The sequence below is a fragment of the Flavivirga rizhaonensis genome, from assembly GCF_004791695.1.
GTDB lineage: Bacteria > Bacteroidota > Bacteroidia > Flavobacteriales > Flavobacteriaceae > Flavivirga > Flavivirga rizhaonensis.
The window spans coordinates 78950-105207 of record NZ_SRSO01000014.1 but is presented as its reverse complement, the minus strand read 5'-3'; the positions used below and the strand labels follow the sequence as shown (position 1 = coordinate 105207).

General features: G+C 30.8%; 25 protein-coding genes and 1 tRNA gene. 13 read left to right on the top strand and 13 right to left on the bottom strand.

Annotation, left to right across the window (positions count from 1 at the left end; all coding sequences use genetic code 11):
- Window position 1: 1 nt before the first annotated feature.
- Complete coding sequence (locus tag EM932_RS11610; RefSeq protein WP_135877354.1) at window positions 2–823, bottom strand: ABC transporter ATP-binding protein; 822 nt, start codon at window positions 821–823, stop codon at window positions 2–4.
- A gap of 233 nt (window positions 824–1056) precedes the next feature.
- Between EM932_RS11610 and pyrH the strand changes: the two genes are divergently transcribed.
- The 7 genes from pyrH to EM932_RS11575 all read left to right on the top strand — a co-directional run bounded on the left by pyrH (window position 1057) and on the right by EM932_RS11575 (window position 9982).
- Window positions 1057–1764: a UMP kinase gene (pyrH, locus tag EM932_RS11605; protein ID WP_135877353.1), complete on the top strand. Its 708-nt coding sequence runs from the start codon at window positions 1057–1059 to the stop codon at window positions 1762–1764.
- Window positions 1765–2003: 239 nt separating this feature from the next.
- The gene (gene frr / locus EM932_RS11600) at window positions 2004–2561 is read left to right on the top strand and encodes a ribosome recycling factor (protein ID WP_135877352.1); all 558 of its coding nucleotides are present in this window, start codon (window positions 2004–2006) and stop codon (window positions 2559–2561) included.
- Window positions 2562–2619: 58 nt separating this feature from the next.
- Window positions 2620–3891, top strand: a complete 1272-nt coding sequence (locus EM932_RS11595; protein WP_170179780.1) for a hypothetical protein — start codon at window positions 2620–2622, stop codon at window positions 3889–3891.
- Between the two features lie 48 nt (window positions 3892–3939).
- A complete protein-coding gene (locus tag EM932_RS11590) occupies window positions 3940–6327 on the top strand; it encodes an efflux RND transporter permease subunit (RefSeq protein WP_135877351.1) in 2388 nt (795 codons plus the stop codon).
- A 90-nt stretch (window positions 6328–6417) separates the two neighbouring features.
- Window positions 6418–7851 (top strand): asparagine--tRNA ligase, encoded by a 1434-nt coding sequence (asnS, locus tag EM932_RS11585; protein WP_135877350.1) that lies wholly within the window; start codon window positions 6418–6420, stop codon window positions 7849–7851.
- A gap of 68 nt (window positions 7852–7919) precedes the next feature.
- Window positions 7920–9377 (top strand): RNA polymerase factor sigma-54, encoded by a 1458-nt coding sequence (gene rpoN, locus EM932_RS11580; RefSeq protein ID WP_135877349.1) that lies wholly within the window; start codon window positions 7920–7922, stop codon window positions 9375–9377.
- Window positions 9377–9982, top strand: a complete 606-nt coding sequence (locus EM932_RS11575; protein WP_170179779.1) for a hypothetical protein — start codon at window positions 9377–9379, stop codon at window positions 9980–9982. Before rpoN ends, EM932_RS11575 begins: the two co-directional genes overlap by 1 nt.
- Here the strand turns inward: EM932_RS11575 and EM932_RS11570 are convergent.
- The 10 genes from EM932_RS11570 to EM932_RS11525 form a co-directional block, all read right to left on the bottom strand.
- Window positions 9977–10669: a porin family protein gene (locus EM932_RS11570; RefSeq protein ID WP_135877348.1), complete on the bottom strand. Its 693-nt coding sequence runs from the start codon at window positions 10667–10669 to the stop codon at window positions 9977–9979. The two genes, EM932_RS11575 and EM932_RS11570, sit on opposite strands and share 6 nt — an antisense overlap.
- Before the next feature lie 121 nt (window positions 10670–10790).
- Complete coding sequence (locus EM932_RS11565; protein ID WP_135877347.1) at window positions 10791–11267, bottom strand: ExbD/TolR family protein; 477 nt, start codon at window positions 11265–11267, stop codon at window positions 10791–10793.
- 16 nt (window positions 11268–11283) lie between these two features.
- Entirely contained in the window at window positions 11284–11871 is a 588-nt protein-coding gene (locus EM932_RS11560) for an ExbD/TolR family protein (protein WP_135877346.1), read from the bottom strand.
- 3 nt (window positions 11872–11874) lie between these two features.
- Complete coding sequence (locus tag EM932_RS11555) at window positions 11875–12306, bottom strand: hypothetical protein (RefSeq protein ID WP_135877345.1); 432 nt, start codon at window positions 12304–12306, stop codon at window positions 11875–11877.
- A gap of 18 nt (window positions 12307–12324) precedes the next feature.
- The gene (locus EM932_RS11550; protein WP_135877344.1) at window positions 12325–13104 is read right to left on the bottom strand and encodes a MotA/TolQ/ExbB proton channel family protein; all 780 of its coding nucleotides are present in this window, start codon (window positions 13102–13104) and stop codon (window positions 12325–12327) included.
- Between the two features lie 73 nt (window positions 13105–13177).
- Window positions 13178–13265, bottom strand: a tRNA-Ser gene (locus EM932_RS11545).
- A gap of 78 nt (window positions 13266–13343) precedes the next feature.
- Complete coding sequence (locus EM932_RS11540) at window positions 13344–14375, bottom strand: asparaginase (RefSeq protein WP_135877343.1); 1032 nt, start codon at window positions 14373–14375, stop codon at window positions 13344–13346.
- Window positions 14376–14378: 3 nt separating this feature from the next.
- Window positions 14379–15146, bottom strand: a complete 768-nt coding sequence (locus EM932_RS11535; protein ID WP_135877342.1) for a TatD family hydrolase — start codon at window positions 15144–15146, stop codon at window positions 14379–14381.
- 202 nt (window positions 15147–15348) lie between these two features.
- Window positions 15349–16083: a tetratricopeptide repeat protein gene (locus tag EM932_RS11530; protein WP_135877341.1), complete on the bottom strand. Its 735-nt coding sequence runs from the start codon at window positions 16081–16083 to the stop codon at window positions 15349–15351.
- Between the two features lie 5 nt (window positions 16084–16088).
- Window positions 16089–16670 (bottom strand): RNA polymerase sigma factor, encoded by a 582-nt coding sequence (locus tag EM932_RS11525; protein ID WP_135877340.1) that lies wholly within the window; start codon window positions 16668–16670, stop codon window positions 16089–16091.
- A gap of 305 nt (window positions 16671–16975) precedes the next feature.
- Between EM932_RS11525 and EM932_RS11520 the strand changes: the two genes are divergently transcribed.
- Both EM932_RS11520 and EM932_RS11515 read left to right on the top strand, forming a co-directional pair.
- A complete protein-coding gene (locus EM932_RS11520) occupies window positions 16976–17470 on the top strand; it encodes a hypothetical protein (protein WP_135877339.1) in 495 nt (164 codons plus the stop codon).
- Window positions 17471–17552: 82 nt separating this feature from the next.
- Window positions 17553–18533 (top strand): hypothetical protein, encoded by a 981-nt coding sequence (locus tag EM932_RS11515; protein WP_135877338.1) that lies wholly within the window; start codon window positions 17553–17555, stop codon window positions 18531–18533.
- 186 nt (window positions 18534–18719) lie between these two features.
- On the opposite strand, the gene EM932_RS11510 is transcribed toward EM932_RS11515, so the two are convergent.
- Together EM932_RS11510 and EM932_RS11505 are read right to left on the bottom strand one after the other, a co-directional pair.
- Window positions 18720–19025: an antibiotic biosynthesis monooxygenase family protein gene (locus EM932_RS11510; RefSeq protein ID WP_135877337.1), complete on the bottom strand. Its 306-nt coding sequence runs from the start codon at window positions 19023–19025 to the stop codon at window positions 18720–18722.
- A gap of 168 nt (window positions 19026–19193) precedes the next feature.
- Window positions 19194–19784: a Crp/Fnr family transcriptional regulator gene (locus EM932_RS11505; RefSeq protein WP_211344281.1), complete on the bottom strand. Its 591-nt coding sequence runs from the start codon at window positions 19782–19784 to the stop codon at window positions 19194–19196.
- A gap of 386 nt (window positions 19785–20170) precedes the next feature.
- Between EM932_RS11505 and EM932_RS11500 the strand changes: the two genes are divergently transcribed.
- The 4 genes from EM932_RS11500 to EM932_RS11485 all read left to right on the top strand — a co-directional run bounded on the left by EM932_RS11500 (window position 20171) and on the right by EM932_RS11485 (window position 26249).
- Window positions 20171–20851, top strand: coding sequence for a class I SAM-dependent methyltransferase (locus tag EM932_RS11500; protein ID WP_135877336.1), 681 nt, complete (start codon window positions 20171–20173; stop codon window positions 20849–20851).
- A 408-nt stretch (window positions 20852–21259) separates the two neighbouring features.
- On the top strand, window positions 21260–23215 hold the full coding sequence (locus tag EM932_RS11495) for a DUF7849 domain-containing protein (protein WP_135877335.1): 1956 nt from the start codon (window positions 21260–21262) through the stop codon (window positions 23213–23215).
- A gap of 30 nt (window positions 23216–23245) precedes the next feature.
- Complete coding sequence (locus tag EM932_RS11490; protein ID WP_135877334.1) at window positions 23246–25837, top strand: CHAT domain-containing protein; 2592 nt, start codon at window positions 23246–23248, stop codon at window positions 25835–25837.
- Window positions 25806–26249: a retropepsin-like aspartic protease family protein gene (locus EM932_RS11485; RefSeq protein WP_135877333.1), complete on the top strand. Its 444-nt coding sequence runs from the start codon at window positions 25806–25808 to the stop codon at window positions 26247–26249. The genes EM932_RS11490 and EM932_RS11485 overlap by 32 nt, the downstream gene beginning before the upstream one ends.
- Window positions 26250–26258: the final 9 nt, after the last annotated feature.

The window sequence follows — 26258 nt, the reverse complement described above, 5'->3', positions numbered from 1 at the left end:
CTTATATATTAAAATTAGTTTTGTTGATAATGGCATTGAATAACAATTCCATATCAATAGTAGTTTCTTCGTTGGTTGTGTTTTTTAAAATAGCATTGTATCCAGCTAGATGTTTTTCGAAATACAAGACTTCATTATTTTCTTCAAGGTTTTGTGTTTTTATAAACACTAGCTGCTCACTTATTTGAAATAAATCTTTGTCGAAAACAATCTTACCGTCTTCAAAAACAACAATTTTATCTACCAAAGTATCCATATCTTTAACTTGATGTGTTGAGATAATTACCAATTGATTACTTTCTATAGATCTAATCATTACTTTTTTAAAAACACTTTTAGAAGGAATATCTAACCCATTGGTAGGCTCATCTAAAAGAATAAGTTTACAGTTTGTAGATAGAGCAAAAGCTATAACAAACTTTTTTTGTTGGCCATAAGAAATTTTATCTAACCTTTGGTTATTCGGCAATTCAAATTCCTGTAAAATTTGATTCATTTTATCAAAATCAAAAGACGGGTAAAATGGTGCATATACTTTAATGTAATCACTAATTTTTATGGATGGTAAAAAAGTATCATCCGACACTAAAAAAACATCTGATAAAAAATCTGGAGTTCTTTTGAAAGGGATTTGCCCATTTACACTAATTACTCCTTCTTTTACGTTTAATAACCCAGAAATCAATCTTAATAATGTAGATTTCCCTACTCCATTTTTACCAAGTAAACCCACAATATTTCCTGCCCTCAAACTGCAAGAAATATCATTAACCAAATACTGCTGTTTTTTATACCCAAAAGACAAATTATTTATTGTAATCATTATCATCTGTATTAGTGTCCTATTTAACTATGCCACAAAAATAGAATTTAATTTTAATTAAAAAAGATTTTTTAGTTCTAATTTCAAATAAAATCGAAATGTATCTTACTAGATCCATATTTTCAAACATAAGTTTCATCTAAGTTTTAAATAAACATATGTATTTTTGACATATAGGTCTTCGTTAAACAGCAAAAAATTGTTTAATTTTGCACAACTTCAGTAAATAACGAATGAAATACAAAAGAATACTCCTAAAACTATCAGGAGAAGCATTAATGGGAGATCGCCAATATGGTATCGACCCAGAACGATTAGCAGAATACGCGCAGGACATAAAAACTATTACAGATAAAGGTGTACAGGTCGCCATAGTTATTGGAGGCGGAAATATTTTTAGAGGCGTAGCTGGAGCAAGTAAAGGAATGGATCGCGTACAAGGCGACCATATGGGTATGCTAGCTACTGTTATAAATGGTTTAGCCTTACAAGGAGCTTTAGAAGATGCCGATATACCAACTCGTTTACAAACAGCAATAAAAATTAACGAAGTAGCCGAACCTTTTATTAGAAGAAAAGCTATGCGCCATCTGGAAAAAGGTCGTGTCGTAATTTTTGGTGGTGGTACAGGTAATCCGTATTTCACTACAGATTCTGCTGCTGTTTTAAGAGCTATAGAAGTTGAAGCAGATGTTATATTAAAAGGTACACGTGTTGATGGTATTTACAATACAGATCCTGAAAAAGATAATAACGCTATTAAATTTAATTTCATATCTTTTGATGATGTTTTACGCAAAGGGTTAAAAGTAATGGATACTACAGCCTTTACACTTAGTCAAGAAAATGAATTACCTATAATTGTTTTCGATATGAATAAAAAAGGTAATTTACTAAAAGTGGTTTCAGGCGAAAAAATTGGTACTGAAGTTAACTTATAAAATAAATAAAACTCCAACTTTAAGGTATTAAACACCTTAAGGTTTCAAATAAACTGTCATTCCCTTACCTATGCTGAACTTGTTTCAGTAAAAAAGGGAATCTAACTAACACCAATATATAAAACAAAAAGGTTGTTAGTTTGGTGTAATTTTTGAAATAAGTATATTCGTATTTGTACAAATTATTTTAACGAATATGTGCAGATAACTATTTATATTGACCTAAAAGTTTTGACACAATGAACGAAGACATACAATTTATATTAGATTCGACCAAAGAAGCTATGGATAATGCTATAAAGCATTTAGAAAAGCAGTTTGTTAATATTAGAGCAGGAAAAGCAAGTCCTTCTATGCTTGGCAGCGTTATGGTAGACTATTATGGGTCACAAACTCCATTAAGTCAAGTTGCCAATGTAAATACCCCTGATGGAAGAACCATTACAGTACAACCTTGGGAAAAAAGTATGCTGCAAGAAATAGAGCGTGGGATTGCTTATGCCAATCTTGGTTTTAACCCTATGAATAACGGTGAAACCATCATAATTAATGTGCCACCATTGACAGAAGAACGCAGACGTAATTTAGCAAAACAAGCTAAAGCTGAAGCAGAAGATGCTAAAGTTAGCATTAGAACAGCTCGTAAAGATGCTAATAACGATATTAAAAAATTAGAAGACGTATCTGAAGACTTAATCAAGAATGCTGAAATTGATGTGCAACAAATGACTGATAATTACGTTAAAAAGGCTGATTCTCTTTTCGATATAAAAGAAAAGGAAATTATGACCGTATAATTAAAAAGCGACATTTTAGTCGCTTTTTTAGTAATTTTTTAGCCTCTCATTATCATAAATGATAAAACGCTCCTCCCTCTTATTTTATTTTATTTTTGCCACAGTTTCCTATGCCCAAAAGTCATCGGAAAACGTCTTTGAGACTACTCAAGATTCTATCAAAAAAAGATATTTTATTAAACATCTTGGGAATGGATACTTACCAACCAAATACTTCAACTTTGATTTAAGATACTTAATTAAATATAATCAGTATGAAGGCATCAGATCAGGTTTAGGAGGCATAACTAACGATCAATTTTCAGAAAAATATCGTATAAATGGTTATGGCGTTTATGGTTTTAGAGATGGTCGTTTTAAATATAGTTTTGGTGGAGGTTTTAGACTAGCAAAAGAAACCAATACTTGGTTAAACCTTTCTTATACTGACGATTTACAGGAAACAGGAAGTACTAAATTTTTAACAGATGGCCGATTCTTTCAATTTTTTGAACCTCGTTTATTAAACATCGATTTATTTCATAAGCTCGTCACAAAATCTGTAAGTATAGAGCATGAATTTAACCCCAAATTATTAACCGAAGCCCAATTTGCCGTTAGCAATATAAACCCTACTTACGACTATGGATACGTTTTAGATGGCAATATTGTAAGTTCATTTCATTTAAGCACAGCCAACGTTTCTTTACAATGGAACCCTTTCAGCAAATTCGAAGTTTCAGAAAATAAATTAAAAGAAACTAAAAAAGGTTATCCACAATTCACACTTCAATATACTAAGAGTTTTAAAGACGTTTTTAAAAGTGATTTTAACTTTTCTAAGTTAGATTTTAGAACTGTTTATAAAATTGGCAGTGAAAATAATGGGCTTTCTGAGATAACTCTAGTTTCAGGTATAACAAATGGAAATACGCCATTAACACATTTGTATCATGCCTACCCAAACAATATTAACAAAGAAACGGTTATGCAACGTTTTTCGGTAGCTGGATTAAATAGTTTCGAAACCATGTACTTTAATGAGTTCTTTTCAGATAAGTTTACTACAGTGCAGCTCAAACACTACATCAACCCTTTTAACATTTCAGAACATTATAAACCACAAGTAGTTTTAATAACAAGATATGCTTTGGGTGATATAAAACAGCCGGAATTACATCAAAATATTACTTTTGGATCTTTAAAAAAAGGATACACAGAGTCCGGATTTGAAATTAATAAATTGCTTTTTGGTTTTGGTTTAAGCTTTACATATCGCTATGGCGGGTACCACTTACCAGAATTAAGTGACAATATTGCTTTTAAGTTTACATTTAACGTCTCTTTATAACGTATTACACTCCTTTTTTCTACCTTTGCGCTTCGTTTTATATAAAGCATGTTTAAACTATTTAGTACAGATTTTTGGGATATTATTGCAAGGTTGATTCTGCGCAATAAAATTGTTATTCTTATAGGTATCGTATTAGTCACTTTATTCTTTAGCACAAAGTGGGAAAATATGCGTTTCACTTATACGGAGGCTAATCTATTACCAGATGAACATGACGTAAATATAACCTACAATAACTTTTTAAAAACCTTTGGGGAAGAAGGTAATCTTATTGTACTTGGTGTAAAAGACAGTACACTTTTTACAGTTAAAAAATTAAATGCCTGGAATAAACTTTCAGAAGATTTTAAAAAATATGATGAAGTTGAAACAGTTGTTTCTATTAAAGACCTTCAAAAGCTAGTAAAGGATACTGAAAATGAAAAGTTTAATTTAGAACCTTTTATAAAAGACTCAATCTCTTCTTTGGCTCAAGTTGAAACACTTCAAGAAGAGCTCTTTAAAAAATATCCTTTTTACGATAATTTTTTGTTTAATAATAAAACAAGAACAATCCGAACAGCTCTTTATTTAAAAAAGGATATTGTAAATACTTCTGCCAGAAAAGATTTCGTAGTCAATATTTTAATCCCACACATAGATAGTTTCGAAGAATCGAATAATTTAGATGTTAGAATATCGGGAATGCCTTATATAAGAACTTTAAATTCACAGAACATTGTTGATGAAATTAGCTTATTTATAGGCGCTGCTCTATTAGTAACATCTCTTATTTTCTTTCTCTTTTTCAGATCGTTTAGAGCTACTATAATTTCACTTATTGTGGTATGCATTGGAGTGATGTGGACCTTAGGAATTCTTGGTTTATTAAACTATGAAATAACTGTTTTAACTGCACTTATACCACCACTAATTATTGTTATTGGAATTCCTAACTGTATATTTTTAATTAATAAATACCAACACGAAGTAAAATTACATGGTAATAAAGTGAAATCATTACAACGCGTTATCACAAAAATTGGTAATGCTACTTTAATGACTAATGTTACCACTGCTTCTGGATTTGCAACTTTTATTTTAACAGAGAGCAAACTATTAAAAGAATTTGGTATCGTAGCATCATTAAGTATTCTAGCCATTTTTATTCTGTGTTTACTTATCATTCCTATTATTTACACCTTTTTACCTTATCCTAAAGAAAGGCATTTAGAACATTTAAACAAACGATGGATAGGTGGTTTTGTAAATTGGATGGAGCATATGGTAAGACAAAAGCGCATTGCCATTTACACAACATCATTGGTACTATTAATAGTAAGCATTATAGGTATTTATCAAATAAAAATTTCTGGTAGTTTAATAGAAGATATGCCTAAAAAAACAGAGTTTTTTAATGACATTCGTTTTTTTGAGGAAGAGTTTAATGGTATTATGCCATTAGAAATTATGATTGATACCAAGCGTAAAAAAGGCGTTATGAAACTTTCTACTTTGAAACGTATGGATCAATTAGAAGATTTAATTATTGAAACTCCAGAATTGTCTAAACCTATTTCTGTAGTTGGATTGGTTAAATACTCTAAACAAGCTTATTATAACGGTAATACCAAATTTTATCAATTACCAACATCTCAAGAAAATAGCTTCATTTTATCATATGCTAAAAACTCATCATCAAATGTAGACTTGCTTAAGAATTTTGTTGATAGTACAGGTCAATATGCCCGTATTACTACTTTTATGAAAGATGTTGGGACCGACAAAATGGAACGCATCGAAGAAAATCTTCAAACTAAAATAGACAAAGTCTTTCCAAAGGAAAAGTATGATGTTACCATGACTGGTAAAGCTTTAGTCTTTCAAAAGGGTACCAAATACTTGGTGAAAAATTTAGCCATATCATTATCACTTGCCATCTTCTTAATCTCGTTATTCATGGCCTATATGTTTAGATCAGGAAGAATGATTATCGTATCGTTAATACCAAACTTATTACCATTATTAGTAACAGCAGGTTTAATGGGCTATTTAGGAGTTCCTATAAAACCTTCAACAATATTAGTCTTTAGTATCGCCTTTGGTATATCTGTAGATGATACCATTCACTTTTTGGCTAAATACCGTCAAGAACTTCAAGCAAACCATTGGAAAATTAAAACCTCTGTTTATGGTGCTTTAAGAGAAACAGGTGTTAGTATGTTTTATACTTCCATTGTATTGTTTTTTGGGTTTTCAGTATTTACTATTTCAAGTTTTGGTGGTACTGTAGCATTAGGAGCCTTGGTATCTGCTACTTTACTATTTGCTATGTTATCAAACTTACTTTTATTACCTTCTTTATTACTATCGTTAGAACGTAGTATTGCGAACAAAGAAGTACTTAGAGAACCTGCTATAAATATTATTCCCGAAGAAGACGAAGAGGAGTAAGTTCTAAGACAAAACAGGTCTGTTTTTTAAATATTTGATGCACGAAAGCCATTTGGCTTTTTTATCTTTACATTCTAAATTTTAACATCTATGAAATTACGAACTGTTTCAGAATTATTATCTCAGGATATCACTTTTCCTGAAGTAGAAATTAAAGGTTGGGTTAGGACCTTTAGAGCAAATCGTTTTATTGCTTTAAATGATGGTTCTACATTAAATAATATTCAATGTGTTGTCGATTTTGAAAATTTCGATGAAGCACTTCTAAAACGCATTACAACTGGAGCAGCTATACATATAAAAGGTGAATTAGTTGAAAGTCAAGGCAAGGGGCAAAAAGTTGAAATACAAGTAAAAAACATGACTGTTTTAGGAGATTCAGATCCAGATAGCTATCCAATTCAACCAAAAAAACATTCGTTTGAGTTTTTACGAGAAAATGCACATTTACGTACTCGCACCAGTACATTTAGTGCGATTATGCGTTTACGTTCATCATTATCGTTCGCTATTCATAAATACTTTAACGAGAATGGTTTTTACTATATGCATACGCCTATCATAACAGGAAGTGATGCTGAAGGTGCTGGAGAAATGTTTAAAGTTTCTAATTTAGACGCTAAAAATCCGCCTTTAAATGACGAAGGACAAGTAGATTACTCAAAAGATTTTTTTGGAAAAGAAACCAACTTAACTGTTTCTGGTCAGCTAGAAGCTGAAACTTATGCTATGTCTTTAGGCAAAGTATATACCTTCGGTCCTACTTTTAGAGCAGAAAATTCAAATACATCACGCCATTTAGCTGAATTTTGGATGATTGAACCAGAAGTTGCTTTTATGGATTTGGCTGGGAATATGGATTTAGCTGAAGATTTCATGAAATCGGTTATAAAATACATTTTAGATAATAATCGCGAAGATTTAGAGTTTTTAGATAAGCGCTTGCAAGATGAGGATAAAACAAAACCTCAAGTCGAAAGAAACGAAATGACTTTAATAGAAAAACTCAATTTTGTAACAGATAATCATTTTAAACGTGTTAGTTACACAGAAGCTATTGATATTTTACGCAATTGTAAACCTAATAAGAAAAAGAAATTTAAATATTTAATTAACGAATGGGGTACAGATTTACAAAGTGAACACGAGCGTTTTCTTGTAGAAAAACACTTTAAATGTCCTGTTATTTTATTCGATTACCCAGCAAACATTAAAGCATTTTACATGCGTTTAAATGACGATGGGAAAACGGTTCGTGCTATGGATATTTTATTCCCTGGTATTGGTGAAATTGTTGGTGGTGCACAACGTGAAGAACGACTAGATATATTAAAACAAAGAATGGCTACTATAGATATTCCTGAAAAGGATCTTTGGTGGTACTTAGATTTACGAAAATTTGGTACAGCAGTTCATTCTGGCTTTGGTTTAGGTTTTGAGCGTTTAGTCATGTTTGCAACTGGAATGAGTAACATTAGAGATGTGATTCCTTTTCCAAGAACTCCTCAAAATGCAGAATTTTAAAAATAATCGTTCTTTAGCTATTTATAGGTAAAAGTTTTTTTTACTTTTATCTTAAACCAAATCAAAATATGCTTAAGCAGTATTTACAATTTAAATTATCACAAAAATTATCACCGCAGCAGATTCAGTTAATGAAGTTGATACAACTGCCTACACAAGCTTTTGAACAACGTTTAAAACAAGAATTGGAAGAAAACCCAGCTCTTGAAGGCGGTAAAGAAACTAATGAAAATGAATTTGATTCCGAATACGATAATGCTGATGATCTTAATGATAGTGAAACTATAAATGCTGACGATATTAATGTTGATGAATATTTAAGTGACGATGAAATTCCAGATTATCGCACTCAAGCCAATAATTATAGCAGCGATGATGATGAAAAAACGATGCCATATGCTGCGGGCACTTCGTTTACGCAACATTTAATAAATCAATTAAATACCTACCGTCTTAATGAAGAAGAACGTGAAATCGCAGAATTTTTAGTAGGAAGTGTTGACGAAAGTGGTTATATCCGTAGAGAGTTAAGTGATATTATGGACGATTTGGCTTTTACTCAAAACGTTTATACTACCGAAGAAAAAATTGAACACGTTCTAAAAATTGTACATCAATTAGATCCTGCTGGTGTTGGTGCCAGAAGTTTACAAGAGTGTTTAAGTATTCAACTGCATAGAAGAGAAAAAACACAGCAAAACGAACTAGCAATTGACATTATTGACAATGCTTTTGATCAATTTACAAAAAAACATTATAAGAAGTTAATCCAGAAATTTGATATATCCGAAGAGCAACTAAAAGAGGCTGTTTCAGAAATTGAACATTTAAACCCAAAACCTGGAGGTTCTTACGCTGGAAATAATAGAATTGTTGAACACGTCGTTCCAGATTTTGCTATTAAAATTGTAGATGGTGAATTAGAGTTAACTCTTAATGGAAGAAATGCACCAGAACTTCATGTATCTAGAGAGTACAACAATATGCTTAAAGGATATAAAGACACGAAAGACAAATCGAAGTCTCAAAAAGATGCTGTTATTTTTATCAAGCAAAAATTAGATGCCGCAAAATGGTTTATTGAGGCTATAAAACAGCGCCAACAAACTTTATTTGTTACGATGAGTGCTATTATGCATTACCAGAAAGACTATTTTTTAACAGGTGACGAGCGTAATTTAAAACCCATGATTCTAAAAGACATTGCCGATGAAATCTCTATGGATGTCTCTACTGTATCAAGAGTTGCCAACAGTAAGTATGTTGATACTCCTTATGGCACAAAACTGATTAAAGAATTCTTTTCTGAATCCATGAAGAATGATCAGGGAGAGGATGTTTCTACGAGGGAAATAAAGAAAATTTTAGAAACTGTAATAGAAGAAGAAAACAAGAAGAAACCTTTAACCGATGAAACTCTAGCAAGCATTTTAAAAGAAAAAGGGTATCCTATTGCTCGTCGTACCGTTGCAAAATACAGAGAACAGCTAGATATTCCTGTTGCCCGTTTACGTAAAAAGATATAATGGATAGAATATTAAGAAGTATCTCATACATTTTTCATCCATTATTAATGCCTGTACTAGGGGTTATTTTCTATTTTTTTAAATCACCACGATTCATTCCAGAAGAAATAGTAAAAGCAAAGTTGGTATCTCTTTTTATACTTACCATTATTTTACCCATTCTTCTCTATTTTTTATTAAAAACACTAGGCAAGGTAAAATCAATTTATCTAGAAAGCACCAAAGAACGCATTATCCCCCTAATACTTAACTGTTTAGTGATTATTATAGTGCTACAGCGTATTATTACACCTTCTCAAATTATAGAGCTTTATTTTTTCTTTGTTGGTATATTAATTTCTACCATGGCATGTCTAATGCTTGCCTTTTTTAAATTTAAAGCAAGTATACATATGATTGCTATTTCTGGATTATTTATGTTTTTAGTTATTTTAAGTATACATTTTAGTATAAACATTAATGGTATATTAGCTTTAATGTCTATAATAATGGGTGCTGTTGCTACATCCAGATTACATCTAAATGCTCACGACTATAAAGAATTAATCATGGGTGTTTTTATTGGAATGGTTCCGCAGTTAATTTTGGTACCTTATTGGTTATAAAATATAAAACATTAAGCCAATTTTTATGGTATTCATATCTATCTTATTACCATCTAAATTAGCATCGCTAGAAAAAATAGGGTTTAAAGCATAGTATAAAAATATATTCCATGTGTTATAACCTGCACTTAGTGTTAAACCATACTGAAAGTTATTAAAATCCTCAATATTAGTATATCTAATCCTACCCAAATCACCTCGGTACTTGGTTGTATGCGTAAAGACATAACCTAGCTTAAACCCTGTATAAATACGCCAAAAATCATACTCAGTTGCTGTAGATGTGCGCCATCTAAACTCAATAGGAAGTTCTATTAAATGGTTAGAGAATTTATTTTTAATAAATGTATTATTATCTTTTAAAACACTATAAGTAGCCTTCCCCATATTGTCTTTATCTACTAGTAAATTTTGATTAAATGAATTAGATGAGTACCCAAGACCAACACCTATAGCTACATTTCTATTCTTATTAATAGGCATATCTTTAATAAAGCCCAGATGGAATCCTAAAGAAAAACCGCTTTGTTCGACATCTTTGGGCATGTTGCCTAGCAAATTATAAGTTACACCTGCATAAAATTGGTCTTCCCTATAAAGTGAATCAACCTCTTTATCATTAATTTCTTGAGCAAAACAATACACAAAATGCATTAAAAAAAATACGGAAATAAATAGGTGTTTCATTAATTAGTGTGTTATTATACTAACATACAATTATAAGTAAAATTGTTCAGGTTTTTAAAAATAAAAAGGCGTTTTGAATTATCAAAACGCCTTTTTATTTAAAATTAAGAGTAAGTAAATATTAATCTCTTCCTAATACAGAACCTTTTTTAGTAGTGTAGTTAATTTTAAGCGCATTTACTTTTCTTAACTCTTGCTTAATATCGCCAATTAGCCCCATATTAGCATCACTATCTACTTTTAAAGCTGTAGTTAAAAATGGTATTAATTCTTCACGTTTAGAAGCTCTTTCCGCGGCTATAAAAGCAGCTACGTCTCTTACACTAGCGAAATCATCATTTAGCTGTATTCTTGCTTCTTTACCATATTGTACGTAATTAGCACTTGGTTTTCCTGCATAGATGTACATAACCAAATCCTTTTTATCTAGTTTTTCTACTTGATCTGCAAACGGTAAATTATTCTCAATCTTCAAAGTGTTTTGCCTCATTACTGTGGCCACCATAAAAAAGAATAATAACATAAATACAATATCTGGTAAAGATGCTGTATTAACCGCTGGCATATCACCACTTTTTTTCTTTTTAAATTTAGACATATTTATAAATGTTAAATTATTGTACTTCAGAAAGTTTTTGAGGATAATCCGTTTTTATTTGATCTATCTTCGCTTTTAATCTTTCCTTATTTCCAGGCCAATTTACATCTTTATAGTCTGCCTGCATTTCTGAAAAAGGCTTCCCATATTGTGCCAGAGCTCTGGCATCTCTTAATTCGTTATAAGCTGCTACTAGTTCATTTTGAACCGCTATATAAGTCTTATAAGTTGTTTCTCGCTCGTTCTTTAAAGATATAATTGCTTTATCTGGATTATCAGAAGATGATTTATCTTTCTTTCCTTTACAGTAGTCACAAGATCCGTCGCCATTGTTATCTAAAAATTCAATAGCTGCAGCTCTTAAATCTTTAAGTTCCATTAGTTCATCTTCTACAAGCAATTGATCTTTACCATTTAATAACACAGTAAATATATTTCTTTGCTTGATCACAACATCTTCCTCAGATTCTTCCATAGGCGGAAGTTTTCTGTTAATTCCTGAATCTGTTTCGATAGTTGTTGTTACTAAGAAAAATATTAATAGTAAGAACGCAATGTCGGCCATGGAGCCTGCATTTACTTCTGGTGCTGCTCTTTTTGCCATAATTTATTTGTTAAATATTTTTTTCACTCCTGAGAATGCCATTGATGCTATAGCTAAAAAAGCTAATACATAAAATGTATATAACCCAGCACCAACTTGCTTAGATGTTGCTTCTGTTACATCTAATCCTTTATCAGTAAAAGGTGTTAAATCTAAATCTGTACCTGAAGATATAGAATACGAAATAAAGACGATTGCTAGAAAAGCACCTACAGTCATTAATGTCTTCTTAATATTTCCAGCAAATAATCCTTTTATTACGAATAAAAAAACCATTACCAATATCAATCCAAGTACAACATATGCAACATATAGCATGTTTCCACTCATACTTAGAGCATCTTTTTCATCCCCCGCTATTATCATTAGCGCAAAAATCGCGCCAATAATAGCCAGTGCGAAAGCTATTATTTTTAAAACTTTATGTAGTTTCATAATTTTTATATTTAATTATTACTTTTTATTTCTAATTAATAGGTCCATTAACGTGATAGAAGCATCTTCCATGTCGTTAACAATACTATCAATTTTAGCAATAATATAATTATAAAAGATTTGAAGTATAATAGCCACGATCAAACCAAATACAGTTGTTAAAAGTGCTACTTTAATACCACCTGCAACAAGAGATGGTTGCATATCTCCAGCAGCTTCAATTTTATCGAATGCTTGAATCATACCAATTACCGTACCCATGAAACCAAGCATCGGTGCTAAGGCGATAAATAATGAAATCCAAGATACATTTTTCTCTAATTGTCCCATTTGAACACCTCCGTAGGCTACTACAGCTTTTTCAGCAGCTTCGATACCTTCATCGGTTCTATCTAATCCTTGATAGTAAATAGATGCGATTGGCCCTTTTGTATTTCTACATACTTCTTTTGCAGCTTCTACACCACCTGAAGATAAAGCGTCCTCAACACTTTGTGTTAATTTTTTTGTATTAGTAGTTGAAAGGTTTAAAAAGATAATTCTTTCTATAGCAATTGCTAGTCCAAGAATTAAACATAATAATACAATCCCCATAAAGCCAGCTCCACCTTCAATAAAACGTTTTTTCAATTCTTGATGAAAACCAAGAGTCTCTTCAGCAGCAGCGCCTTCTTCAGTAGTCTCTTGAATAGTGTTAACAGTAGTTACAGCTGTATTTGTGTTTGCAATTGTTGTTGCGTTAGTCGTTCCGAATGCCACCATTCCTGTAATGGCAAGGATAGAAAATAATCTTTTCATGTTCTAGATCTTAAATATATTAGTTAAAGTGTTAAAGATATTAAAAAAAAAGCAATTAAAAACAAAATAACAGCAGAGAGGAAGGGATTCGAACCCTCGATACGCTTTTGACGTATACACACTTTCCAGGCGTGCGCCTTCGACCACTCGGCCACCTCTCTGTAATTTTAATTACTCTTTAATTACAGGGGCTCAAATAACAAAAAAAACTTTGAACGTTAAAATTTTAAGAGTTAATTTTAAGACATTTCCCCTCTTAAGGGTGATTCGTAGATAGTTTTGAAGGTATTAGCAGCTATATTCTGACCTAATAAATACATTAATTTACTTATTGCCGCTTCTGTTGTGATATCTTTTCCGGAAATAACTCCTATATTTTTTAACTCATTACTCGTTTCATAATGCCCCATCATAACACTTCCACCAGAACATTGTGTAATATTTATAATGTGCATGCCTTTAAGAATATTTTCTTTTAACATATTAATGAACCATGTTTCTGTAGTACAATTTCCTGAACCATACGTTTCAAGCACAATAGCTTTTAAATTTGAAGTACTAAAAATACTTTGCAAAATATTTTCTGTAATGCCTGGAAAAAGTTTAACTAATGCAATATTATTATCTAATTTTTTATGAATCTTTAGAGCTTTGTTTAAATCAGGTTTGAATAAATATTCTTCATTAACTTTTAAATGCACACCCGACTCAGCTAAATCGGGGTAGTTTAAAGAGGCAAATGCTTCAAAATGTTCTGCATTTATCTTTGTTGTTCTATTAGCTCTATATAATTTGTATTCAAAATATAAGCATACTTCTTTAATTCGTGGCTTGCCTTTACTTTGTAATGACGCTATTTGTATGGATGTAATTAAATTTTCTTTTGCATCGGTTCTTAAATCGCCTATTGGTAATTGAGATCCTGTAAATATAACTGGTTTTGCTAAATTCTCTAACATAAAACTTAATGCAGATGCTGTATAACTCATGGTATCACTCCCGTGTAAAACAACAAAACCATCAAATGCTTTATAATTAGTTTCTATCATCTCGGCAATTTGAACCCAGTATTTTGGATTCATATTACTCGAATCTATGGGCTCTTTAAATGATACTGTATCAATCTTACAATCTAAAAGTTGTAATTCCGGAATCTTTTCTAAAAGCGTTTTAAAATCAAATGCACGAAGTGATCCGGTTTTAAAATCTTTAACCATACCAATGGTTCCTCCTGTATATATTAGTAATATTTTTGGTTTTATAACGCTCATATTTTAAACTTTAAAAACATCTTTAGAATTTTGAGTTGTAATTGCTGCTATGTCTTCTGGAGATATACCATATATATCTACCAATTTTTCTAACACCTTTATAACATATACGCTTTCATTTCGTTTTCCTCTATACGGTACTGGAGCTAAATAAGGGGAATCTGTTTCTAATACAATATGTTTAATCTCAATTTGATTTAAAAAGGTATCAATTTTTCCGTTCTTAAAAGTAGCAACACCTCCTATACCTAGTTTCATATTATATGAAATAGCTTGATGTGCTTGTTCTAATGTTCCTGTAAAGCAATGAAAAACACCAAATAAATCATCACTCTTTTCTGTTTCTAAAATTTCAAATATGTCATCAAATGCATTTCTACAATGTATAACTATTGGTAACTTATATTGCTTTGCAAGTCTAATTTGATGTTTAAACGCTTCTTGTTGAATTCCTAATGTTGATGTATCCCAATATAAATCAATGCCTATTTCTCCCACCGCATAAAAATGTCGCTTTGCAAGCATGTCTTCCACATGTTTCAACTCTTCTTTATAATTGTCTTTAACATGTGTAGGATGTAAACCCATCATTAAAAACATATTATTAGGGTAATCCTTTTCGAGTTGAAGCATAGCTTTGGTATACTCAGAATCTATTGCTGGAATAAAAAACCGAGAGACTCCTTGGGCTATAGCGCGATCAATTATCTCGTTTCTATCTTCATCAAAAGCTTCACTATATAAATGAGTATGTGTATCTGTAATAATCATTTGGTAAAAATAATGAAGTATTTAAAGTTTGACATGAATTTCACAAATTTTCGCTAATGAAAAACCCGCTAGGGTTTAAAAACCTGACGGGTTTAAAATATCTTTACTTACCTCACCCAAAACTGCCCAAAAAAGCAATTCTGACCTCTCCAAAGGAGAGGTGAACAGGATAAGGACACAGGGCGTCGAGGAATTCTTTAGATTAATCTAACTTTTTAATAAGCTTTTGAGCTTGTTTATATTCATCTGCATCTTCTGGGATTGTTTTTAAAACGTCTAAACAAGCATCATAGTTTTTCTGTTTTAATTTACTTAAGGCTAAATACCATATGGCTTTATTTTTATAAACAGATGGTGTTTTAGAAAGCTTACCAAACAAACTATCGGCTTCATCAAACTTATCTAATTCTAATAATGCAATTCCTCTATATAATCGCAGTTCATTGTTTGAATCATTCTTAACTAGCAACCGTTTAAAAACGATTTCAGCTTTAGCAAAATCCTTACTATTAAAAGCGTTTTCAGCTTCTTTTAAAAGAGCTTCCTCCACTCCCCTAACTGTTAAGCTAATCGTTTTATAATTATTATAATCGTTAAAAGTTGGGTTAGAGAAATTATTGAATGTAACGATTCCTATTAGTAAAGCAATACTTGCTGCCATAGCATAATGCCAAAGTTTAAAGCGCATTACTTTTTTAGAAGGTTCTTGTTTTTCAAAATAAGTATTAGAAATAGTTTTTAAATTATTCTGAAATGCTGTTGAGGCTGATTCATCTTCAAATTTATGTTCTAAAAAAAAAGACAATTCTTTATAAGTGTTAAATGCCTGATTAAAATCTGATTCATTTTTTAATCGTGATTCAAAGGCAGAAACTTCGTCCTGAGATAACTCTTTAGATAAGTAGGATTCAAATAATATGTAATTCTGATCTTCCATGGCTATTAATTATTAAGTTGGTTAAACTTTGGTGACTTTTGAACCAGCTCTGTCAATTTACCAATACATAAAGATTTCTTTTTCCTGGCATAAGCATATGTTACACCTAAACTTTTTGCTACTTCTTCCATCGACTTTATTTTAAAAGTAGCAGTTAACAAATCTTTACAAGCGGTTCCAAGTTTTTGAAACATTTCTGTAAATAGCGCTTGTTTTTCACCAAAGACAGAGGTTTCAAAAGCCAGTTCTTGAGCTTCGTCACCTTTAGATAACACATCTTCATTAATTGTTACCTCTTTATTAGAAGATTTTTTTAATTCGTTTAACCATTTCCGCTTACATAGTAAAAAGAAATAGGCATCAAACGGACAGGTAAGCTGTAGTTTTTTTTCACTTGCCTGATTATAAATGGTTATTAAAGTATCCTGTATGACATCTTGGGCCTTATCACTATCCCCACTATTCTGCTTTATATAATTAACCACTTTAGGAGCAAACTTATCATATATAGCTTGAATAATAAACGAGTTGTTTTTAAGTAATCCGTCTATATATTTCTGGTCTTCGTGTATTTTTTTCTCACTCATTAACCCTTGTATTTGCTACTAAAATAAAGAATTTCTTGAAACCAGCTATTCTCAAGGCAAAGCATAGAAATATTTTACCTGTTTCGTTTTAATCTTTTGGGGCAAAAATAGAAATTCTGTATTTAGATTCCCCTTTTCACGGGAATGACAATTTCAATGGAAACCCCGAGACAAAACCTCGGGGAATTCTTTTTGAATAAAAAAACTTTGAAATAAAAGGGTAACAATTTTTAAATGGTTCTGATATAAGGGTGTGACAGTTAAAAATACTGAAACACTTAATTAATCCATAAAAATTAGAAATCATGAAAATTACAAAGAAATTTCACGAACACTTAAAAAATATTAATGACGTGAGTAAAAAATCAATATTAATTATCGGTACTGTAGTATTATCAATATTAAACTCTCATGCTACAACCTTAACACCGAACCTTAGCACAACAACTGTTAGTGTAGATATTACCAATGAAAACTTAGTTAAAGTTTATGACTGGAAAGTAGAAACTAATAAAAGTGTTTACTCAGGAACCTCTCTTTCTGTAGAAGACGCAAAACGCATGATTGCTTTAACAAGCTCTGGAGAAATTGTAAGAGCATCAAAAATTGAAAGTTATTTTGTTTTAAAGACCGAAACAAAAAACAATTCTAAAAGAAATTATTTCTGGGAAGTCGAAACTGCAACAGGACATGCAAAAGGGTATTCTTCTACTGAAGCTTATGCTTATAAAATGATACAATTAGTTGCCTCTGGAGATGCTATTGTATCTAAAAAAATAATCAGTCAACCTCAACAATAAAAAAATAATTACTAAAACAGGGTAACAAAATAATTACCCTGTTTATATAAACCCGAATAATAAATTTAAAACCCAATTAATCATGAAAAATTTTAAAAACATTTTAGGAACCATTTTAATGTCTGCTTTATTATTAACAAGCTGTTCAAACAATGATGATAACGATGGCGATATTTTAATTCGTCCAACAGCCGAAGATTTTAATAATTTAAAAGAAGCTGCTCTTGAAAACTTAACACAAACATTTGAGTTTAATGCCGATGATGGAAATATCATGCTTACATCTGAAAAAGGTGTACAGATTTTCATTAGTAGCTCTTGTTTGACCTTAAACGGAGAGACTGTAACAGGAACTGTAGATGTAGAATTTGTTGAACTTTTTGATAAAGGCAGCATGCTTACAACTAATAAACCTACCATGGGAACCTTACCAAATGGTGACAAAGGATTACTTATTTCTGGAGGTGAGTTCTTTGTAAATGCAACTCAAAATGGTACTGCTTTAGAAACCAATTGTGGGTTCCAAATGCAAATTCCAGCAGATTTAACGGGAGGTGCGGATAATGATATGACACTTTGGGAAGGTAGAATAGATCAAGACGGCAACCTAGCATGGGATGAAGTAGAACGCGACGATCCTCAAGGAGAAGGTGGCGTATTTGCTGAAGGCGATCAGTATTATGGCTTTTTCCAATCATTTGGATGGTCTAATGTAGACCGTTTTTATAATGACCCGCGTCCAAAAACGACAATTTTAGTAGCTGTGCCCGAAGGGTATAACAATACGAACAGTTCTGTTTTTATCTCTTACGACGGTGAAGATGCTGGTTTAGCTAACTTAGATACTTACGATTCTGAAACTGGTTTATTTAGCGAGCATTATGGACTAATTCCTATTGGATTAGAATGCCATATCATTTTTGCTACTGAAGATGGAGATAACTGGAAATATGCTATTAAATCTGTAACCATTGAAGAAAACGGTCTTATAATATTTACCGATGATGAAACATCTGTAGCTACAGAAGCTCAATTAACAACCATCATTAATGGTTTACCATAAACATCTGCTCATTTTGATTTCCTACTTATATTGTTAACATAGAATGTTAACTCAGGTATTAAACCAGAAACTTAAAGTTTCTGGTTTTTTTGTTAAAAACAAGTAATATACTATGTTTTTCCTTAGTAGAATTCGCGGGTTTTAGAATGTGAATTTTCTAAATTATTCTTGGAAATAAAATTAGTATTAATTATTAAAGTCATAAGTTCCAATGACTTCATAGTTTTTCATAGAAAAGCTCATTGAATCAATCATTCTTGCAAATTTTAGAGCATCTTTATCTTGCATAAATGTTTCTTGAACTCGTTCAACATCTTCCTTACTTTCCCAAAAGAAAATATCTAAATAGCCATCATCTGTTTTTAGAAATTGCCTGCTAATAAGTCCTTTGCTTCTAGAGCAATAGTCTTTATTAAATGCATTAGAAGCTTGTAAAAATGCTTCTTCAGTTATACCGGAAGCTAGTTTATAGGTCGTTATTTCTATAATCATAGGTAAATTGTTTTTTTTATTTGTGTACGAACAAATAATTATTAATAGAATCGAAATAAAAAATAATCTGGACTTTTTCATTTTTTGTTATTTATAAAAGTCAAAATTTAATTACAAAACTACTCAGGTACTTTTATTTAAAACAATAAGATAGTTTAAGAAAAACGTCTATGTATTGACTGTTTTTTTTCGTATTGAACTTAAGAACTCTGGAGTAACTCCCAAATAAGAAGCTATTTGGACATTAGAAATTCGATTGGAGAGGTCGGGATATTTATTTAGAAAATATTGATAGCGTTCTATTGCTGTAGAAGATATAGTTTGAAGTAACCTGTTTTGTTGTTCAATAAACGCATTCTCAGTTACGATTCGCATGTTTCTATCGAATAGGGGAGAATTATCGTATAAAACGAAAAGATCTTTTTTTTTGATTTGTAAAATAGATGTGGGTTCTAAAGCTTGAATGTATAGTTCGCTTGGAGTATCATTATAGAGACTTCCAAAATCAGTTAGCCAAAGTTTTTCGGTAGCAAATTGAAGGTTATGTTGATTTCCATTATCGTCAGTATGAAAAAGTTTTAAAACCCCTTTTACAACAAAATAGATGTAATTACATTTTTCACCTTGTTTAAGAATAAATTCTTTTCTCTTCAATTCTCTAAATATTACGGAATTTTTGAGAAGCTGAGCAGTCGTTTCTTCAATTGGCCAGTAATCTTCGAAGTAGTTTAATATATGCTGGACTTTGTTTGAGCTCAAATTTATTAATTTAATTAGCCAATTTTGGGAGTCACTTTCAACATTAAATATTGTAAAACGTTTATTTATTGTGATACAAAATTAGTTTGATTTTGTTTTTCGTTTATTTTGATCTTACCTAGTATAAGGCAATGCATTTATTTAGTTTTTATATTATCTAAATTACTAATAAAATTATAATGTCGATCTCAAAAACTATAAAATCACATTCAAACAATCAGAACTCACATTATCTATAAATATTATTATAAATCATTTTTTATTTATGTGTTAGTTATCAGTTTCATAACATTTACTATTATGTATAATTTGTACGTTTGTTTTAATATTGTATTTGGTAACATATTATTATGCCTTTATAGTTTGTACAGACAAATTGAGTATTTATGAAGGAGAAGGAAAATGGAATTAAAAGAGCAAAGAAACCTTGGCCAACTAAAGATGCTATGGAACAGGTTTACGAAATGAAACTTTGGGGAGAGGATAACAAATCTAATTTTTATTCTGGTGTAGGATCGCATCATCCTGTGATAGTAGATCCATATATAGATGTTTTAATATCATTTTTAACGTCTTTTGAAAGCCCTCTTGTGGTATGCGATTTAGGCTGTGGGGATTTTAACGTAGGGCAAAAACTGGTAAAGCATACTAAAAAATATGTTGCGGTAGATATAGTAACAACCCTTATAGAGCATAATAAAGAAAAATTTAAAGAAGAAAATTTAGAATTCCATTGTTTGGATATTGCAGTAGATAATTTGCCTTCTGGGGATTGTGCTTTATTAAGACAAGTGTTACAACATTTATCGAACGCCGAAGTACAAAGTATAGCAAGTAAGTTAACTAATTTTAAATATGTTATTTTAACCGAACATTTACCTAAAGGAGATTTTACACCCAATAAAGATATTATTTCAGGACAAGGAATTAGGTTAAAAAAACAAAGTGGTTTAAACTTATTAGCTCCGCCATTTAATTTTAAGGTAAAAGAAGAAAAACAATTATTGTCTGTTATTTTAAATGATTGTAAAGAAGTTATAGCAACTACACTTTATAAAATTTTTTAACCTATAATTAATTAGGACACTTTGTTAATTATTGTTTTTATAGTTAAATACGACTTCCTGCTAATTTAGTTATACTTATTATTTAATTTCTATTGTAATTATGGATTCAAAACAAAGGATTTAAACAAATAAGCCTCACATAAGTCCATGACATTAATCCAATCATCCTAATTTTCTATTAAAAAAGGGTAACAAAATATAGACATTATGTATTTAAATATAAATACTAATGCATTATGAAAAAAACTACTCTAACATTAGTCTTAATAATTGTTGTACTATTAACAATAGTAGCTAATATCCTAGTAATCAATTCTAATTTTTATTTTTCATCTTAAGTTAGAATCGTATGAAACTATTTTGAAGATAACACTTTTTGTATATTTAAACCTATTTAAGCTTAATTCTATGAACAAATTATTCTTTTTTATTTGCTTCTCATTTATATGTGTACATAATCACTCCCAACAATTACTTGCAAACGATACCCTTACAAGAACGGCAACCATCAAGAGTACAAACAATGGTAATGAAATTATGTTCACACCAGAAACACCTGCTTTAAACCAAATTGCTGGTGCACCTAAAGCATTTTACACACATTATTGGGAATTTGGTGACGGGCATTTTAGTACTGAAGAAAAACCAAAGCATGTCTATAAGAGCAAAGGAGAATATGAAGTGAAATTATGGGCGACCAATAATTACGATACGGGTAAACCACCAACAACTAGACCCAAAAAAATTGCTGTTAATTCTATTACGACTGATTATGAAGATATAGCCACAATGGACGAAGACTTTACAATGAAGCGTAATCGCGAACCTATTCCCGAAGAAGAAATAGTAGCTATAATGAGTTATAAGAATAATAGAGACTACATAACAAACGGAAAAATATACCTCTTCTATAACGAACTTAAATATAAAGCTAACAATTTTGAATTGTTAGAAACCAGACCTTATCATAACGAAAAAAACGTTTCGGCAAACGGTTTTGCATATACAAAGCATATTGATAATGAAGGGACTTACCTCGCTTCTTCAAATAATAATCTTATTAAATCAAGTACTGTATTACAAGATTCAACAGAAAAAACAAATCTACCTTTAACCATTGCAGAATCTAAAGCATATTACAAAGACTGGAGTCTCTTGGAATTCGATAACATGGAGCCCAATGAAGAGCGTCATATTTTTTTTAGTTTAAAGACGACGCCAGAAATGGTTAAAGATACCAGTGCCATTATATCGGTTCGCGGGATTTACATTCCAGACGGCAATTACGATAACCATAAAGTAAAAGATATGGAAATGGAAATTGTGACTTCACATGATCCTAACAAAATGTCATCAAATGGGACATTCATGAATTATAGATTGGTACGCTTTAAAACCTTAAAATATAAAATTAAGTTTCAAAATAATGGTGAAGGTCCAGCAAGAACCATACGACTGGAAACTGACATTCCGGAAATGCTGGACAAATCAACATTAACAGTCATGGATATGTATCCTAAATGTGATATATGTCCCAAACGAGACGTTTTGTATAGTTGTTTGGACACCACATTTACAGATACACAGGCTATTTTTACTTTTAAAAATATTTACCTTCCGGGAAGCGAACAAAAAAACGTAAAAGAATACGATTCCACAAAAGGTTTTGTAAAATACAAGATTAAGTTTGCTAAAGATTTTCATAAGAAAAAAACGAAAAGCAGAACAGCTATTATTTTTGATAAAAACGACCCTATTCTTACTAATTATTCTACCACTCGGTTTTTACCTGGTATATCCATTGGTGTTAAAACGGGCTATAACTCATTTAACGATTTAAGAAACTCTGAAAGTTACTTTTTTGGAGCCACATTATCTCCTTTTAAATCGTATAGATGGTATTGGCAAATAGAGCTTATGAATAATTTCCATAATTACAATTCGAGTACTGATATTAAAGAAGAGTTTATTCAAGAAGCTCAGGGCTTTCGTTTTCTTCAACGAACAACAACAGATTCTTCTTTTAAGAACATAGACTGGGATATTCCTGTTTTAATAAGATATAATATTAATAAATATATTGGTCTAGGTGGTGGTTTACAAAACACCATTTCCTTAAGTGAAAAACGAGAACAATATATTTTAACAGAAATGTTTGAAGGAGACATTCCAGGTGACATTGCTTTTAGTACTGAAGAAGACAGCTCAAGCGAAACGGATTCTTTCACCAATTTAAGAACAGGTTTATTGATTGAAGCAACAGCTGGTTTTTCCAGAATCGGTCCAAGTTTGGGGGCACGTTATATTATGAATTTTGAAGATAATTTTAACTATTGGCAATTCTATGCCATATGGAAATTCTGAAGCTAAGTCTCTTTTAGCAGGCTCACTCTTATGAAAAAACTAAGTTTTATTTTATTTTTAATTTACGGAATTACTTTTTCTCAAAATTTAGAAGAACGCATTTATGTCGCCGCCGAAACATTTATTAGTAACACAAATAATACTTCACTAAACCTATTAAGCGAACAAGAGTCTGCATTCAAAAAACAAGTTAAAAGCAAAGGAGAGCAATTAGCACTTGTTTTTTTACAGTGCCATAAAGGATATTATTTAGATCAAAGTTCTCAGTTAAAAGAAGCAATTATCACTTTTGAGGATGCTTTAAATCGTTTTAAAACAAACGAACTTTCAAAAATTTCTGACTTCAATATTATTGAAAGCTGCCTAATACCTTTGGGAAACTTATATACCAAAACAGACGATTACACGAATGCCGAAAATATAATAAAACAGTATATTTTCTTAGCTAAAAAAAACAACTACATTAAACATCAAGCAAGCGGTACAATTAATCTAGCCATCTTATATCAAACCATCGGAAAGCACGAATTGGTATTAAAACTAACTTCCAGCTACCTCAATAAGCAAAACCTAAACAAGCATCAAAAGCAAAAAATTATCCAATTAAATATTGACAGTCAAATTGCATTAAATATGATAAATGATGTTTCAGATATTCCTAAAACAATTCATATTAATGTATATGATCAGTTTAGAAATAATTACGCAATCCAATTACAAAATGGCAATTATATAGAAGCATTAAAAGCTTTCAATAAGGCAAAAACACATATTTCTAAAGACAGCTTAACTAGAAGAAAGCTAGCCAAACTTTATTTCGAAGAAGCTCAGCTTAACAAATTATTAAATAATTTAAACGACGCTAAAAGCAACCTGGATTTGGCGCTTCAAATTTTATTACCAAATACTAAGTCTATTGAATTTCTTGACAAAAATGACTTATATGCAGAAAATACATTTATAGATCTTTTTGATTTATACGCTACACTTCAAGAAGATCATAAAACAGTACTTAATTATTACGGCCTAAGCTTTTATGTATCAAAATTATTAGAAAACAACTGGACCTCGCAAGAAAACAAAATATCAAATCAGGCAGCAAATAGAATTCGTAGTGAAAAATGTATAGAAATCATTTTTAACACCTACCAAAACACAAAAAACGACACGCTTTTATTCTCCGCTTTTCAATATGCAGAATTAAATAAATCGGGAATATTAAAAGAAAAATCTATTAAAAAAGCGCTTTTACAAAAACACCCTAATGATAGTTTGCTACTTCAAGAAGCTGCTTTACTTAAAGAACAAGAAGAAACAACGCATCGTCTTATAAATGAACAATTAGGCAAATCACAAGCATCCGTAATCACTTCTTTAAGTTCTAATTTAAATACGATAAGTATTAAATTAAAAATACTTAAAAAAGCTATAAATAAAAAATACTCCGAATTAGGTGGCACTGATTTTTTAATCGGTGACCTTCAAAATAAACTATTAAAGGATGAAGCCGTTTTGGTTGAATATTTTTATGGTAAAAAAGCCATCTATCAATTTATAATTTCTATGAATGGCATCAATCTTAGTAAAATTAATTTGGATGAAGGCACACAAAAACACATCAGCGATTTTATTCATTTATTTGATTCGGCTTCTATAATAAATAATGATATAAGCAAATTTACAACCTCTGCCTTCACCCTTTATAATATCTTGAATCTTACAAAAACGAGCTTCTTCAAAAACGTTACTATGATCCCTGATGGATTGTTAAATTTTGTACCATTTGAAGCTTTGCTTACCTCCAAAACAAATACAACAAACTTTTCAAAAATGCCTTTTATTGTACAACATCAAAATATTGTTTATAATACAAGTGCTGCATTTTATCTAAAAAAAGCTGAAGAAAATAGAAAAAACGACCTTCTTGGTATCTTTCCTGTGTTTGAGAAAACCAAAAATAGCTTAACCTACTCTATAGACGAGGCCAACGCTATAAAAGAAGAAATGCATGCCACTCTTTTTTTAAGGGATCAAGCAACAAAAAAAGCTTTCATTAAAAACAGTTCAGACTATAGTATTATACATTTATCTACACATGCCAGTAGTGGTGATTCTTCGACCCCAGCAAATATTGAGTTTTATGAAGAAACCATGTTTCTAAACGAGTTATACAGCCTCGATTTAAATACAAATCTTGTTGTTTTAAGTGCTTGCGAAACAGGTGTGGGTAAACGATACAAAGGAGAAGGTGCCATGAGTATAGCACGCGGATTTCAATATGCTGGCGCTAAAAACGTATTATTTTCTTTATGGCAAATAAACGATTTATCCACATCTAAGATCATGCAATCATTTTATAAAAACTATAGTGGTAGTAAATCTGCAAATACATCAAACCATCAATCAAAATTAGATTATTTAAAAGATGAAACGATTGATAATATAAAAAAATCACCTTATTACTGGAGTGCCTTTGTTTATTATGGTGAATTAACAAAACCAACTCATGATAATAAATTAATTTATGTCTTCATTAGCCTATTTATCTTACTTATTATATTATTTTTACTGTTGAGAGTTAAAAAATCTTATGGAAAAGACATTACAGGAGTTTCTTCATGAAAAAGGGTATGTTAAAGTAAAATTGCATCTTACTAAAACAAATCATTTCGAAATAAAAGCAACTATAAATGGGCATAAAGGGTTATTTATTTTAGATACCGGTGCCTCAAGTTCTTGTGTGGGGTTTGAAGCTACAGAAACTTTTAATCTAAAAACCGAAGATTCTATTATTAAGGCTGCTGGAGCTGGGGCTATAGATATGGATACTAAAATGTCTAAGAAAAACAAACTGAAGATTGGTAAATGGAAACACAATAAAGTTGTTTTAGTTCTATTTAATCTAACTCATGTAAATACGGCTCTAATAAATCATAATTCTAAACCTGTCGACGGTATAATTGGAGCCGATATTTTAAAAAAAGCTAAAGCTGTCATAGATTATGAAAAGAAATATCTATATTTAAAATTGTAAAAACATATT

What these genes read in the sequence shown, in the direction of transcription:
- EM932_RS11550 (WP_135877344.1), bottom strand. Translation starts at nt 13,104, where the DNA reads ATGAAAAGATTATTTTCTATCCTTGCCATTACAGGAATGGTGGCATTC.
- EM932_RS11515 (WP_135877338.1), top strand. Translation starts at nt 17,553, where the DNA reads ATGAAAAATTTTAAAAACATTTTAGGAACCATTTTAATGTCTGCTTTA.
- EM932_RS11485 (WP_135877333.1), top strand. Translation starts at nt 25,806, where the DNA reads ATGGAAAAGACATTACAGGAGTTTCTTCATGAAAAAGGGTATGTTAAA.
- EM932_RS11570 (WP_135877348.1), bottom strand. Translation starts at nt 10,669, where the DNA reads ATGAAACACCTATTTATTTCCGTATTTTTTTTAATGCATTTTGTGTAT.
- frr (WP_135877352.1), top strand. Translation starts at nt 2,004, where the DNA reads ATGAACGAAGACATACAATTTATATTAGATTCGACCAAAGAAGCTATG.
- EM932_RS11540 (WP_135877343.1), bottom strand. Translation starts at nt 14,375, where the DNA reads ATGAGCGTTATAAAACCAAAAATATTACTAATATATACAGGAGGAACC.
- EM932_RS11560 (WP_135877346.1), bottom strand. Translation starts at nt 11,871, where the DNA reads ATGGCAAAAAGAGCAGCACCAGAAGTAAATGCAGGCTCCATGGCCGAC.
- EM932_RS11535 (WP_135877342.1), bottom strand. Translation starts at nt 15,146, where the DNA reads ATGATTATTACAGATACACATACTCATTTATATAGTGAAGCTTTTGAT.
- EM932_RS11555 (WP_135877345.1), bottom strand. Translation starts at nt 12,306, where the DNA reads ATGAAACTACATAAAGTTTTAAAAATAATAGCTTTCGCACTGGCTATT.
- EM932_RS11520 (WP_135877339.1), top strand. Translation starts at nt 16,976, where the DNA reads ATGAAAATTACAAAGAAATTTCACGAACACTTAAAAAATATTAATGAC.
- pyrH (WP_135877353.1), top strand. Translation starts at nt 1,057, where the DNA reads ATGAAATACAAAAGAATACTCCTAAAACTATCAGGAGAAGCATTAATG.
- EM932_RS11565 (WP_135877347.1), bottom strand. Translation starts at nt 11,267, where the DNA reads ATGTCTAAATTTAAAAAGAAAAAAAGTGGTGATATGCCAGCGGTTAAT.
- EM932_RS11610 (WP_135877354.1), bottom strand. Translation starts at nt 823, where the DNA reads ATGATTACAATAAATAATTTGTCTTTTGGGTATAAAAAACAGCAGTAT.
- asnS (WP_135877350.1), top strand. Translation starts at nt 6,418, where the DNA reads ATGAAATTACGAACTGTTTCAGAATTATTATCTCAGGATATCACTTTT.
- EM932_RS11530 (WP_135877341.1), bottom strand. Translation starts at nt 16,083, where the DNA reads ATGGAAGATCAGAATTACATATTATTTGAATCCTACTTATCTAAAGAG.
- rpoN (WP_135877349.1), top strand. Translation starts at nt 7,920, where the DNA reads ATGCTTAAGCAGTATTTACAATTTAAATTATCACAAAAATTATCACCG.
- EM932_RS11595 (WP_170179780.1), top strand. Translation starts at nt 2,620, where the DNA reads ATGATAAAACGCTCCTCCCTCTTATTTTATTTTATTTTTGCCACAGTT.
- EM932_RS11525 (WP_135877340.1), bottom strand. Translation starts at nt 16,670, where the DNA reads ATGAGTGAGAAAAAAATACACGAAGACCAGAAATATATAGACGGATTA.
- EM932_RS11495 (WP_135877335.1), top strand. Translation starts at nt 21,260, where the DNA reads ATGAACAAATTATTCTTTTTTATTTGCTTCTCATTTATATGTGTACAT.
- EM932_RS11590 (WP_135877351.1), top strand. Translation starts at nt 3,940, where the DNA reads ATGTTTAAACTATTTAGTACAGATTTTTGGGATATTATTGCAAGGTTG.
- EM932_RS11500 (WP_135877336.1), top strand. Translation starts at nt 20,171, where the DNA reads ATGAAGGAGAAGGAAAATGGAATTAAAAGAGCAAAGAAACCTTGGCCA.
- EM932_RS11575 (WP_170179779.1), top strand. Translation starts at nt 9,377, where the DNA reads ATGGATAGAATATTAAGAAGTATCTCATACATTTTTCATCCATTATTA.
- EM932_RS11510 (WP_135877337.1), bottom strand. Translation starts at nt 19,025, where the DNA reads ATGATTATAGAAATAACGACCTATAAACTAGCTTCCGGTATAACTGAA.
- EM932_RS11490 (WP_135877334.1), top strand. Translation starts at nt 23,246, where the DNA reads ATGAAAAAACTAAGTTTTATTTTATTTTTAATTTACGGAATTACTTTT.